This window comes from Aeromicrobium sp. JP4 (genome assembly GCF_054957925.1).
On the sequence record NZ_CM143290.1, the window covers coordinates 881,797 to 894,034 of the forward strand.

11 protein-coding genes are annotated in these 12,238 nt (G+C 70.7%); 5 read left to right on the top strand and 6 right to left on the bottom strand.

The annotated features are described in order from the left end of the window. Positions 1-35 precede the first annotated feature (35 nt). Both ACY1JX_RS04340 and ACY1JX_RS04345 read right to left on the bottom strand, forming a co-directional pair. Positions 36-1,130: a branched-chain amino acid aminotransferase gene (locus ACY1JX_RS04340; RefSeq protein WP_462565312.1), complete on the bottom strand. Its 1,095-nt coding sequence runs from the start codon at positions 1,128-1,130 to the stop codon at positions 36-38. 41 nt (positions 1,131-1,171) lie between these two features. Beyond that, entirely contained in the window at positions 1,172-2,230 is a 1,059-nt protein-coding gene (locus tag ACY1JX_RS04345; protein ID WP_462565313.1) for a 3-isopropylmalate dehydrogenase, read from the bottom strand. A gap of 483 nt (positions 2,231-2,713) precedes the next feature. Between ACY1JX_RS04345 and ACY1JX_RS04350 the strand changes: the two genes are divergently transcribed. Continuing rightward, positions 2,714-3,277: an O-methyltransferase gene (locus tag ACY1JX_RS04350; RefSeq protein WP_153302825.1), complete on the top strand. Its 564-nt coding sequence runs from the start codon at positions 2,714-2,716 to the stop codon at positions 3,275-3,277. Positions 3,278-3,357: 80 nt separating this feature from the next. Next, entirely contained in the window at positions 3,358-3,798 is a 441-nt protein-coding gene (locus ACY1JX_RS04355) for an aromatic ring-opening dioxygenase LigA (protein WP_462565314.1), read from the top strand. Between the two features lie 7 nt (positions 3,799-3,805). Here ACY1JX_RS04355 and yczE read toward each other — a convergent pair whose 3' ends face one another. Continuing rightward, positions 3,806-4,408, bottom strand: a complete 603-nt coding sequence (yczE, locus tag ACY1JX_RS04360) for a membrane protein YczE (protein ID WP_462565315.1) — start codon at positions 4,406-4,408, stop codon at positions 3,806-3,808. A gap of 188 nt (positions 4,409-4,596) precedes the next feature. On the opposite strand from yczE, the gene yczR reads away from it, so the two are divergent. From yczR to ACY1JX_RS04375, 3 genes are all read left to right on the top strand, one after another. Then, complete coding sequence (gene yczR, locus ACY1JX_RS04365; protein WP_462565316.1) at positions 4,597-6,042, top strand: MocR-like transcription factor YczR; 1,446 nt, start codon at positions 4,597-4,599, stop codon at positions 6,040-6,042. A 95-nt stretch (positions 6,043-6,137) separates the two neighbouring features. Beyond that, complete coding sequence (locus tag ACY1JX_RS04370; RefSeq protein WP_462565317.1) at positions 6,138-7,625, top strand: APC family permease; 1,488 nt, start codon at positions 6,138-6,140, stop codon at positions 7,623-7,625. Further along, positions 7,622-8,518 (top strand): universal stress protein, encoded by an 897-nt coding sequence (locus tag ACY1JX_RS04375; protein ID WP_462565318.1) that lies wholly within the window; start codon positions 7,622-7,624, stop codon positions 8,516-8,518. The genes ACY1JX_RS04370 and ACY1JX_RS04375 overlap by 4 nt, the downstream gene beginning before the upstream one ends. A 75-nt stretch (positions 8,519-8,593) precedes the next feature. Here ACY1JX_RS04375 and ilvC read toward each other — a convergent pair whose 3' ends face one another. The 3 genes from ilvC to ACY1JX_RS04390 form a co-directional block, all read right to left on the bottom strand. Continuing rightward, positions 8,594-9,619, bottom strand: coding sequence for a ketol-acid reductoisomerase (gene ilvC, locus ACY1JX_RS04380; RefSeq protein WP_181755403.1), 1,026 nt, complete (start codon positions 9,617-9,619; stop codon positions 8,594-8,596). Between the two features lie 67 nt (positions 9,620-9,686). Beyond that, positions 9,687-10,217 carry an acetolactate synthase small subunit gene (gene ilvN / locus ACY1JX_RS04385; protein WP_462565319.1) on the bottom strand — a complete coding sequence of 177 codons (531 nt, stop codon included), beginning with the start codon at positions 10,215-10,217 and terminating at the stop codon, positions 9,687-9,689. After that, positions 10,217-11,992 carry an acetolactate synthase large subunit gene (locus tag ACY1JX_RS04390; protein WP_462565320.1) on the bottom strand — a complete coding sequence of 592 codons (1,776 nt, stop codon included), beginning with the start codon at positions 11,990-11,992 and terminating at the stop codon, positions 10,217-10,219. Before ACY1JX_RS04390 ends, ilvN begins: the two co-directional genes overlap by 1 nt. Positions 11,993-12,238: the final 246 nt, after the last annotated feature.

Consider the following 12,238-nt stretch of genomic DNA (forward strand, 5'->3'; position numbering starts at 1 on the left):
GCGAGGAACGAGCCCGCGTATCGAGACCCGAGAGGTCAGACCGCGCGGGTCATCCAGCCGTGGCGGTCCTCGGCGCGACCGTACTGGATGTCGACGAGAGCGGCGCGGATGTCGGCGGTCACCTTGCCCGGCTCGCCCTCGGCGCTGACGACCTCGCCGCCGTCCCATTTGAGCTTGCCGACCGGGGTGACCACGGCGGCCGTGCCGCACGCGAAGACCTCGGTGATCGTGCCGTCGGCCACCCCGTTGCGCCAGTCGTCGATCGAGACCTTGCGCTCGATGACGTCGTGGCCGAGGTCCTGGGCGATGGTCAGGATCGAGTCGCGGGTGATGCCCTCGAGGATCGAGCCGCTCAGCTCGGGCGTGACGATCGACCCGTCGGAGTGGACGAAGTAGAGGTTCATGCCGCCGAGCTCCTCCACCCACTTGTGCTCCACGGAGTCCAGGAACGCGACCTGCGCGCACCCGTGCGAGGCCGCCTCCTGCTGAGGCAGCAGGCTCGCGGCGTAGTTGCCGCCGCACTTGGCCGCACCCGTGCCGCCCGCACCGGCGCGGCTGTACTCGCTGGACAGCCAGATGTCGACCGGCTTCACGCCCTCGGCGAAGTAGGCGCCGGCCGGTGACGCGATCACCGCGTAGGTGACGTGCTGGCTGGGCCGGACGCCGAGGAAGACCTCGGAGGCGAACATGAAGGGCCGCAGGTAGAGGCTGCGCTCCTCGCCGGTGGGCACCCAGTCACGATCGGCCTCGATGAGCGCCTTCACCGAGCCGGTGAACCACTCGACCGGCAGCTGCGGCAGCGCCAGGCGCGCCGCGGACCGCTGCAGGCGGGCCGCGTTCGCCTCGGGACGGAACAGCCACACCGAGCCGTCGGCGTGGGCGTAGGCCTTGAGTCCCTCGAAGATCTCCTGCGCGTAGTGCAGGACCGCGGTGGCGGGGTCGAGCGACAGCGGGCCGTAGGGCACGACGCGGGGGTCGTGCCAGTCCAGCTCGGGCGTCCACTCGGTGAGGAACATGTGATCGGTGAAGTGGTTGCCGAAGCCGGGATCGGCGAGGATCCCGGCGCGCTCGGCGGAGCTGCGCGCGTTCGGATTGGTCTCGATCCGGGGGGTGAACGCGGGGATGGTCATGGCGGACACGATAGTCCTTTCGGTGGTGGAGGGGATGGTCGTCAGGCGACCGATACCGCTCCGGCCACGCGCGACGCGATGGCCTCCCCCACCTCCTGCGTGGACCGCGGCTGACCCGCGCGCGCGGCGATGTCGGCCTCGACCGCCTCGGTGATCCGCTGGGCCTGCTCGGCGTGGCCGAGGTGCTCCAGCAGCAGACCGGCCGACAGGATCGCAGCGGTCGGATCGGCCTTGGACTGGCCGGCGATGTCGGGCGCCGAGCCGTGCACGGGCTCGAACATGCTGGGCGACGTGCGGTCGGGGTTGACGTTGCCGCTCGCGGCCAGGCCGATGCCACCGGTGATGGCGGCGGCCAGGTCGGTGAGGATGTCGCCGAACAGGTTGTCGGTCACGATCACGTCGAAGCGCGCCGGGTCGGTCGCCAGGAAGATCGTGGCGGCGTCGACGTGCAGGTAGTCCACCGTGACCTCGGGGAACTCGGCGGCGACGGCGTCGACCGTGCGGCTCCACAGGTGACCCGCGTGGACGAGCACGTTGTTCTTGTGCACGAGCGTGAGCTTGCGACGCGGGCGCGCCTGGGCGCGGGCGAAGGCGTCGCGGACGACACGCTCCACGCCGAAGGCCGTGTTGAGGCTGACCTCGGTGGCGACCTCCTGGGGCGTGCCGACGCGGATGGCGCCGCCGTTGCCCACGTAGGGACCCTCGGTGCCCTCGCGGACGACGACGAAGTCGATGTCGCCCGGGTCGGCCAGCGGGGTCGGGACGCCGGGGAACAGCTTCGACGGCCGCAGGTTGACGTAGTGGTCCAGCTCGAACCGCAGCCGCAGCAGCAGGCCGCGCTCCAGCACGCCCGAGGGGACGGACGGGTCGCCGACGGCGCCGAGCAGGATCGCGTCGTGCCCGCGAATCTCCTCGAGCACGGAGTCCGGAAGGGTCTCGCCGGTGGCGTGCCACCGGCGGGCACCGAGGTCGTACGCCGTGCGCTCGAACGTGAGTCCGGCGTCCTGCGCGACGACGTCGAGAACCTTCAGGGCCTGGTCGGTGACCTCGGGGCCGATGCCGTCACCGGCAACGACCGCGAGCGAGTAGGAGCTGGTCATGGGTCCATCCTAGAACGGTCGATCTCAGATACTGAAACTCGGGTCTCGCGATCCGGTCATCAGTTGTCCTCCGGCGTCCCGTCGAAATCGGCGTCGTCGCGCAGGTGCGCGGGTCCCCATTCGATGACAGTGGTCGGATCGAACATGAGTGCTCCTCTGAAGTGGCAGTGGTGTGGTCGGTGCGGGATCCGACGGGACCGACGACCCTGCGGGGCCACGTGCTGCGACGGGTGACGTCGATCAGCGTTTCAGAGGAGGAGAACCAGGTCCTGGTCCAGAACATCTGCTGCAGAGTCGTCGAGCCAACGCCGAAACTCCGCGGCAGGTGTGGCCCTAGGAGGTCCTGCCGCGGCAAGCGATGAGTACGAGCTGCTTCCGCATGGCCGCGAGCATACACGGCGATCCGGGCCGCTGTCAGGGGGTCCGGCGTCTCAGCGATCGACCTGGCCCGCCGGGGCGACGATGACGTGGAACACTGGCCCCATGAGCGCACCGGCTGAGGTTCCCGATCTGGTCGCGCGCGCCCTGGACCTCTCCCGGCGTCGAGGCTTCATCACCTCGACCCGCAGCGAGACGGGTCGGCTGCTCGCGACCCTGGCCGCCACGCGCCACGGCACCCTCGCCGAGCTCGGCACCGGATGCGGCGTCGGCTCCGCCTGGCTCTCCAGCGGCGCCCCCAAGGGCGCCCACATCGTCACCGCCGAGCTCGACCCCGGCCTGGCCGAGGACGTGCAGGGCATCTTCCACGACGCCGCGAACGTCGAGGTGACCTGCGGCGACTGGACCGTGCTGGAGCAGTACGCCCCGTTCTCGCTGCTGTTCGTCGACGTCCGCGACGTGATGGCCAGCATCGACGTCCTCGCCGACCTGCTCGAGCCCGGTGGCATCGCGGTGCTCGATGACTTCGTGCCGTCACCCTTCTGGCCGCCGATCGTCGACGGTCAGGTCGACTCCGTGCGCGAGCAGTGGCTCACCGACGAGCGCTTCATCGCCGTCGAGATGCTCATCGACCCGGACGCCAGCCTCATCATCGCCACGCGTCGCTGAACGCGCCACGACGGCTGACCCTTCCCGTCCCCTACTGTCGGCCCAAGAGGGCCGTCGAGGCCCCGACGGAAGGAATCACCATGTCCGATCCGACCCCCACCTACGCCACCACTCCGCGCCACAAGGGTGTCCGCACCGTCGGACTGCTCTCGATCATCGCCGGCATCGTGCTGATCGTCGCCGGGGCCGCCACCTGGTGGGTGGTGACCGACCAGCTCTCCGCGCAGAACATCACGGTGTCCGAGGATGCCGAGTGGTTCGGCGGCGACGAGGTCAACGGCCCCCTCACCGCCTACTCCCAGGCTCAGATCATCGACAAGCACGCCCTCGAGGCCACCGGCGGCAAGACCTACGCCGAGCTGGAGCAGGACGACCCGCTGCGCGAGACGGCGATGAACGCGTCGTTCCTGCGGGCCTCGCTGTTCACCTCCGTCGTGGCCTACGGCGTGGCGCTCTTCGCCGCGGGCATGGGACTGATGTGGATCCTGATGGGCTGGGCGCTCCGCAAGCTCTCGACCTGACCGCGGGTCAGGCCGCGGCCGGCTCGGCGGCCGTGGCCTCGCGGACCTCGAACCACGGCAGGAAGAACTGCACGATCGGTCCGATCGTGAGGGCGTAGAGCACGGTCCCGAGGCCCACGGTGCCGCCGAGCGCGAAGCCGGTGACGAGCACCGCGACCTCCAGTGCCGTGCGGACGATGCGTACGCTCGCGCCCGTCCGGCGGACGATCCCCGTCCACAGGCCGTCGCGCGGACCCGGGCCGAGCCCGGCACCCACGTACATCGCGCCGGCCAGGCCGTTGCCCACCACGCCGGTCACGAGCATCAGCACTCCGAGCGCGAGGGTGGACGCCTCGGGCAGCATCGCCAGCGTGACGTCGGCGGCCACCCCGATCACCAGGACGTTCGCCACGGTGCCGATTCCCGGGCGCTGGCGCAGGGGAATCCAGGCCAGCAGCACCAGGGCGCCCACCACGATCACGACCTGTCCGAACGTGAGGTCGACGTGGTGCGTCACTCCCTCGTGGAAGACGTCCCACGGGTCGAGCCCGAGCCCCGCGCGGACCATCAGCGCCATGGTCGCTCCGTAGAGCCACAGTCCCACCATGAGCTGGACGAGCCGGCGCGTCATCGACGCTCCCCGACGCGTCGGGCGATCGGCGCGTTCGGGATGCGACGCAGGCCGTCGCGCCGAACGGTCCGGACGGTGGCGACGCAGCCCCACGCGGCGAGGGCTAGCAGGAGGATGCACAGGATCACCCTCTCACTGTGCGCCTGATTGGACTTCATTTCCATGGCCAATTCTGACAAAGTGGCTTCATGGTCCCTGCACCGCCCCTGTCCGCGCACCGGCTCGCCGCGATGCTCGGCCCGTCCGAGTCCGGCTCGGGCCCCGCGTACCGCCGTCTCGCCACCCAGATCCGCGGCGCCGTGATGGATGGGCGCATCCCCACCGGGACGACGCTGCCCAGCGAGCGCTCGCTCGCCGAGGCGACCGGACTGAGCCGCACCACGACCACGCGGGCCTACGAGGTGCTGCGGGAGAGCCGGCTCGTCCGCACCCGGCAGGGCTCGGGAACGACGGTCGAGCTCCCGGTCGGGGCGGCGGGCTCCACCAGCATGCTCGCGCGTTCGCCGCGCCACGACGGCATCGCCCTCACCGCTGCCGCCTCCGAGGCGCCCGACGGCTTCGCCGCACTGATCCAGCGGGCGATGACGAGCCTCCCGGCCCTGCTGGCGACCGACGGCTACCTGCCCGACGGCCTCCCCGTGCTGCGTGAGCGCCTCGCCGCCCGCTACACCCGCGAAGGGCTGCCGACCGACCCCGACCAGATCGTCGTGACCACGGGGGCGCAGAGCGCGCTGTCGCTCCTGGTCTCGGTGCTCGTGCGGCCGCGCGACCGCGTCCTGGTGGAGGGCTGCGGGTACCCGCACTCGTTCGATCTCGTGTCGCGCGCCGGTGCGCGCCTGCTGCCGCTCCCGGCCGGGGAGGGCCCGTGGCCTGTCGAGGACATCGCCCGCCTCGCCCCCGCGGCCTCCCTGGCGCTGCTGGTGGTGGACTTCCACAACCCGACCGGGCAGCTCATGCCGTCGGCCACGCGTCGCGAGGTGGCCGGGATCCTCCAGCGCGCGGGCGTCACCACCATCGTCGACGAGACCCTGCGCGACGTGAGTCTCGGTGACACTCCCCTGCCCGAGCACTACGCCGTTCACGACCCCGGCGCCGTCCTCGTGGGATCGGCGGCGAAGTCCCTGTGGGGCGGTCTGCGCATCGGCTGGATCCGCGCCCCGAGGAGCCTGGTCCCCCGGCTCGTGCAGGCGCGGATGATCCGCGACCTCGGTTCGGCCGCGCTGGACCAGCTCGTCATGGCCACGGCGCTGGAGGACGGCGACCTCGACCTGGCGGCCCGGCGGGCCGAGCTGCGCCACCGGCGCGACACCCTCGTCGCCGCGGTGGAGTCCCGGCTGCCCGACTGGTCGATCACACGTCCCGAGGGCGGCCTCACGTGCTGGGCGACCCTCCCGGCCCCGCTCAGCTCGGCGCTCGTGGCGGTCGCCGAGGACGAGGGCCTCACCCTCACGCCGGGCCCACGGTTCTTCGCCACCAGCCCCGCGGCCGGTGAGCGCCGGCTGCGCCTGCCCTACGCCCTCGCGCCCGACATGCTCGAGGACGCCGTGGGGCGCCTGGCCCGCGCGTGGGACCGGGTCACGAGCGGCCAGTCGGGCACGGCACGCGACCCCGACGCGGTCGACCTCATCGCCTGACCCGCGCTCCGTCGAATTGCGGGGTCCCTCCGGACCCCGCAAAGTGCTGTGCAGGCCATCGCCCCGCCGGGGCACGACCCGCGGAGGAGCAGCGCATGGATGTCCTGAGGAAGAAGAGCGTCGACGACGTCATCCACCAGAACGACGAGCTGCCCGAGGGCGCCGCCGAGGAGCACGGCCGGCTCAAGAAGCACCTCGGACCGCTCGACCTCATCGGCTTCGGCATCGGCATCGTCATCGGCACGGGCATCTTCACCCTCACGGGTCTGCAGGCGAAGGAGAACGCCGGCCCGGCCGTGATGATCTCGTTCCTCATCGCCGGAGCCGTCGCCCTGATGGCCGCCCTCTGCTACGCCGAGCTGGCCTCCGCCGTGCCGACGGCCGGCAGCTCGTACACCTACAGCTACACGACGATCGGCGAGATCTTCGCCTGGATCATCGCGTGGGACCTCATCCTCGAGTTCGCCCTGGGATCGGCGGTGGTCGCGCGAGGCTGGTCGGGCTACGTCGCCGGCGTCTTCAACCTCCCGGCGAAGTGGTTCGCGGAGGAGGGCTCCGTCGTGAACGTCGGAGCGATCTTCATCGTCCTGCTGCTGGGCTGGGTCGCCATGCGAGGCATCCGCGAGTCGGCCTGGGTCACCAACGGCCTCGTCGTCATCAAGGTCCTGGTCTGCCTCTTCGTGATCGCGGTGGGAGCGTTCCACGTCAACACCGGCAACCTCGTGCCCTTCGTCCCCGAGTCGCAGCCCCCGGCCGGAGGCTCCTCCAGCAGCCTGCACGCGCCGCTGTGGCAGTTCCTCACGGGCGTCGAGCCGGCGACCTTCGGCATCACGGGCATCTTCGTGGCCGCGGCGGTCGTCTTCTTCGCCTACTCGGGCTTCGAGGCCGTCGCGAACCTCGGCGAGGAGACCCGCAAGCCCGAGCGCGACATGCCGATGGGCCTGCTCGGCACCCTCGCGATCTGCACGGCGCTCTACGTCGGCGTGTGCATCGTGATCACCGGCATGGTGCACTACTCCGACCTGTCGGAGGGTGACGCCGTCGCCGACGTGTTCGACCAGGTGGGCCTGGAGTGGGCGGGCATCCTCATCGGCGTGGCCGCCATCGCGGGCCTGACCTCGGTGATCCTGGTGGACCTGGTCGCCATGCCGCGCATCGGCTTCGCGCTGGCCCGTGACGGGCTGCTGCCGGAGGCCTTCCGCCGCATCCACCCGACGTGGGGCACGCCAGTGCTGATGACGGGGCTGACGGTGGTGGCGGTGGCGCTGCTCGCCGGACTCGTCCCGATCTCGGTGCTCGCTGAGATGGTGAGCATCGGCACGCTCTTCGCGTTCGTCGTGGTGGCCATCGCGGTGATCGTGCTCCGGCGCACCCAGCCCGAGATGAACCGGCCGTTCCGCACGCCGTGGGTGCCGTTCCTGCCCATCGTCACGGTCGCGTCCTGCATCGGCCTGATGGCGAGCCTCAAGGTGGACACCTGGCTGCGCTTCATCGTGTGGCTGCTGCTGGGCTTCGTCGTCTACTTCGCCTACGGCTACCGGCACTCGCGGCTCAACCGTGCCCGCCAGGGTGATCCCGCGTGAGCGTCGTCGTCGGCTTCGGCAGTGACACCCGGAGCCTCGCCGCGCTCGACCTGGCCGCCGAGTTCGCCCGGACCACTGGCGAGGAGCTCGTCATCACGAGCGTCGTCCAGGACAGCTGGGACGCCCTGCGCGACTTCGCCGGCGTGGACGACGAGTGGCGCCGCTCCGTCCGGGACCAGGCGGGTGAGGCGCTGGCGACGGCCCGCGAGCACCTGGGCGACGAGGCCGAGGTGGTGACGGTCTCGCGCACCGCGTCGTCCGTCCCGCAGGCGCTGCTGGACGAGAGCCGTGCCCGCGACGCGCGCCTCGTGGTGGCCGGCTCGGCGTCGCACGGCGCGCTCGGGCGGATCGCCTTCGGCAGCACGAACGGCCGCCTCGCGCACAGCTCGGCCATCCCGGTGGCGCTGGCGCCGCGCGGCTTTCGCGCCAACGAGGGCGGCATCGAGCGGCTGGTCGTGGCGGTCGACCCCACGGCCTCCGACGCCGCGCTGGACGCGCCGATCGCCTCGCTCGCGACCTGGCTCGGGGTGCCCGTGGAGATCGTGACCTTCGCCGTGCGGAGCGGATCGCGGACCGCGTTCGCCGCCTTCTCCGACCAAGGCGTCCGCGAGGCCTGGTCGACGCTCGTGCGCACGCACCAGGAGCAGCTGGCCGACGGCATCCGCAGGCTGGCGCCGGAGACGGACGTCACCACCACGCAGGTCACCTCCGCCGAGCGCTGGTCACTGGCGCTGGAGTCCTTCGAGTGGCGTCCGGGCGACCTGCTGGCGGTCGGGTCGAGCCGTCACGGTCCGGTGGCCCGCGTCTTCATGGGCTCCACCGCGACGCGGATCGTCAACCACAGCCCCGTCCCGGTGATCCTGCTCCCCCGGCCTCGCGCGCAGGCCTCCTGACCCCGAACGCACGAACGCGGCGCCCCGCACCGACGTGAGTCGGACGGGACGCCGCGCTCGGCGACGGGACGAGGCTCAGCGAGCCGCGCTGCCCTCGGTGTAGTCGTCGTCGGCCTGCTTCCACGAGAAGTGCGAGCGCAGGGCCTTGCCGGTGGCCTCGATCGGGTGACCGGCCTCCTTCTCGCGCAGCTCGAGGAACTCCTTGCCGCCGTTGTCCTGGTCGGCGATGAAGCGCTCGGCGAAGGCACCCGACTGGATGTCGCCCAGCACCTGCTCCATGCGCTCCTTCACGCCGGCGTCGATGACGCGCGGACCGGAGACGTAGTCGCCGTACTCGGCGGTGTCGGAGATGCTCCAGCGCTGCTTGGCGATGCCGCCCTCCCACATGAGGTCGACGATGAGCTTGAGCTCGTGCAGCACCTCGAAGTAGGCGATCTCGGGCTGGTAGCCGGCCTCGGTGAGCGTCTCGAAACCGGCCTGGACCAGGTGGGACACGCCGCCGCACAGCACGGCCTGCTCGCCGAAGAGGTCGGTCTCGGTCTCCTCGGTGAACGTGGTCTTGATGACGCCGGCGCGCGTGCCGCCGATGCCCTTCGCGTAGGAGAGGGCGACGTCCCAGGCCTGGCCCGAGGCGTCCTGCTCGACCGCGATGATGTCCGGGATGCCACGGCCGGCGACGAACTCGCGACGCACGGTGTGACCGGGGGCCTTCGGGGCGACCATGATGACGTCGACGCCCTCGGCCGGCTTGATGTAGCCGAAGCGGATGTTGAAGCCGTGGCCGAACACCAGCGTGTCGCCGGCGGTCAGGTTCGGGGCGATCGACTCGGTGTAGACGTGACGCTGGACCTGGTCGGGCGTGAGGATGACGATGACGTCGGACTCCTCGACCGCCTCGGCGACCGGCAGGACGCGCAGGCCCTCGGCCTCGGCCTTCGCCTTGCTCTTGCTGCCCTCGGCCAGGCCGATGCGGACGTCGACGCCCGAGTCGCGCAGGTTGAGCGCGTGGGCGTGACCCTGGCTGCCGTAGCCGATCACCGCCACGTTCTTGCCCTGGATGAGGGACAGGTCGGCGTCGTCGTCGTAGAACAGTTCAGCCACGATGGGGTTCTCCTTGGTTGGGGGTCGAAGGCGCAGGTGCGTGCGCCGGCGCAGTTCTGGGGTGGGCTCAGCCCGCGGCGCTGCCGGGGACGGTGCGCAGCGTGCGGTCGGTGATCGACCGCGAGCCGCGCCCGATCGCGACGCGTCCGGACTGGGCGATCTCACGGATGCCGAAGGGCTCGAGCACGTTGAGCATCGCCGTGAGCTTGCCGGCGTCGCCCGTGGCCTCGATCGTGACCGACTCCTGGGCCACGTCGACGACCTTGGCGCGGAACAGCTGCACGGTCTCGAGGACCTGGCCGCGGGTCTGCTGGTCGGTCTTGACCTTGATCAGCATCAGCTCGCGCTCGACGGCGTTGCCGGAGTCGAGCTCGACGATCTTGAGGACGTTGACCAGCTTGTTGAGCTGCTTCGTGACCTGCTCGAGCGGCAGCTCCTCGACGTTCACGACGATCGTCATGCGCGAGATCTCGGGGATCTCGGTGGGACCGACCGCGAGGGAGTCGATGTTGAAGCCGCGTCGCATGAACAGGCTCGACACGCGAGCCAGGACGCCGGGCGTGTTCTCGACGAGCACGCTGAGGGTGTGTTGGGGCATCAGAGGTCCTCGTCTTCCCATTCGGGGGCGAGATCGCGAGCGATCTTGATGTCGTCGTTGCTGGTGCCGGCGGCGACCATGGGCCAGACCATCGCGTCGCGCTCGACGACGAAGTCGATCACGACGGGCACGTCGTTGATGCTCATCGCCTTGGCGATGACCTCGTCGAGCTCGTCCTCGCTCTCGCACCGCAGGCCGATGCAGCCGTAGGCCTCGGCGAGCTTGACGAAGTCGGGGATCCGGCGGGCGCCGATCGACTCGGGACCGGTGTTCAGGTCGGTGTTGGAGTAGCGGCCCTCGTAGAAGAGGGTCTGCCACTGGCGCACCATGCCGAGCGAGGAGTTGTTGATCACCGCGACCTTGATCGGGATGCCCTCGATCGCGCAGGTGGCCAGCTCCTGGTTGGTCATCTGGAAGCAGCCGTCGCCGTCGATGGCCCACACAACGCGGTCGGGGTCGCCGACCTTGGCGCCCATCGCGGCGGGCACGCCGTAGCCCATCGTGCCGGCGCCGCCGGAGTTGAGCCACTGGCGCGGGCGCTCGTACTGGACGTAGTGCGCGGCCCACATCTGGTGCTGGCCGACGCCCGCGGTGTAGATCGCCTCGGCGCCGGCGGCCGCGTTGATGCGCTCGATCACGGTCTGCGGCGCCAGGCCCTCGGAGGGCTTGTCGTACGCCACCGGGAACTGCGACTTCACGTTGAGGATGTAGTCGCGCCACGCGGTGTAGTCGCCGGTGAGCTCGTCGTCCTGCGACTGCTTCTGCAGGGCGCGGATGAGGTCGGCGATGACCTCGCGGGCGTCGCCCACGATCGGCACGTCGGCGACGCGGTTCTTGCTGATCTCGGCCGGGTCGATGTCGGCGTGGATCACCTTGGCGTCGGGCGCGAACGTGTCGAGGTTGCCGGTGACGCGGTCGTCGAAGCGGGCGCCGAGGGTGATCAGCAGGTCGGAGCGCTGGAGGCCGGCGACCGCGGCCACCGTGCCGTGCATGCCCGGCATGCCCAGGTGCAGCTCGTGGGAGTCGGGGAACGCGCCGCGCGCCATCAGCGTGGTGACGACGGGGATCTGGGTCAGCTCGGCGAGCATCTTGAGCTCGGCCGACGCGTCGGCCTTGATGACGCCGCCGCCGACGTAGAGGATCGGCTTCTTCGCCTCGGCGATGAGGCGGGCGGCCTCGCGGACCTGCTTGTTGTGCGGGCGCGTCGTGGGACGGTAGCCCGGCAGCGCGAGCTCGTGCGGCCACTCGTGGGTGGTGACGGCCTGGAGCGCGTCCTTGGCGACGTCGACCAGCACGGGGCCGGGACGGCCGGTGGAGGCGATGTGGAAGGCCTCGGCCACGACGCGCGGGATCTCGGCCGGGTCGGTCACGAGGAAGCTGTGCTTGGTGATCGGCATCGTGATGCCGCGGATGTCGGCCTCCTGGAAGGCGTCCGAGCCGATGACGCTGCTGGCGACCTGTCCGGTGACGGCGACGATCGGCACCGAGTCGAGGTAGGCGTCGGCGATCGCGGTGACGAGGTTCGTGGCGCCGGGGCCGGAGGTGGCCATGCAGACGCCGACCTTGCCGGTGGCCATCGCGTAGCCCTGCGCGGCGTGACCCGCACCCTGCTCGTGACGGACCAGCACGTGGCGGATCGAGGAGTCGTACAGCGGGTCGTAGGCAGGCAGGATCGCGCCTCCGGGAATCCCGAAGATGACCTCGACCCCGGCCTTTTCCAGCGATCGGACGAGGCTCTGCGCCCCGGTCATCGTCTCCGGTGCCGTCTCGGTCATGGCCCTACCCGTCTCGTCTGCCGGCCACCCCGTGATCGCGGCCGGTGCTCGGTTCCCCATCGTATTCCCTGCTTCTCGTCGTCCATTCACTGCATGAAAAAACCCCCGGCCGTGAGGCGACGAGGGCGAGACGCGCGGCGAAGTGCCGTGCGTCAGTGGACTACGAGAAGCAGCGCGTGCATGGAACCAGTGTGCGCTGCGGACGCGAAGTGGTCAAGTTGTGAGATTCCGTGTCCACCATGCGGA

Excerpts from the sequence above, each read along its gene's own strand:
- ACY1JX_RS04340 (WP_462565312.1), bottom strand. The coding sequence starts at position 1,130 with ATGACCATCCCCGCGTTCACCCCCCGGATCGAGACCAATCCGAACGCG.
- ACY1JX_RS04345 (WP_462565313.1), bottom strand. The coding sequence starts at position 2,230 with ATGACCAGCTCCTACTCGCTCGCGGTCGTTGCCGGTGACGGCATCGGC.
- ACY1JX_RS04350 (WP_153302825.1), top strand. The coding sequence starts at position 2,714 with ATGAGCGCACCGGCTGAGGTTCCCGATCTGGTCGCGCGCGCCCTGGAC.
- ACY1JX_RS04355 (WP_462565314.1), top strand. The coding sequence starts at position 3,358 with ATGTCCGATCCGACCCCCACCTACGCCACCACTCCGCGCCACAAGGGT.
- yczE (WP_462565315.1), bottom strand. The coding sequence starts at position 4,408 with ATGACGCGCCGGCTCGTCCAGCTCATGGTGGGACTGTGGCTCTACGGA.
- yczR (WP_462565316.1), top strand. The coding sequence starts at position 4,597 with ATGGTCCCTGCACCGCCCCTGTCCGCGCACCGGCTCGCCGCGATGCTC.
- ACY1JX_RS04370 (WP_462565317.1), top strand. The coding sequence starts at position 6,138 with ATGGATGTCCTGAGGAAGAAGAGCGTCGACGACGTCATCCACCAGAAC.
- ilvN (WP_462565319.1), bottom strand. The coding sequence starts at position 10,217 with ATGCCCCAACACACCCTCAGCGTGCTCGTCGAGAACACGCCCGGCGTC.
- ACY1JX_RS04390 (WP_462565320.1), bottom strand. The coding sequence starts at position 11,992 with ATGACCGAGACGGCACCGGAGACGATGACCGGGGCGCAGAGCCTCGTC.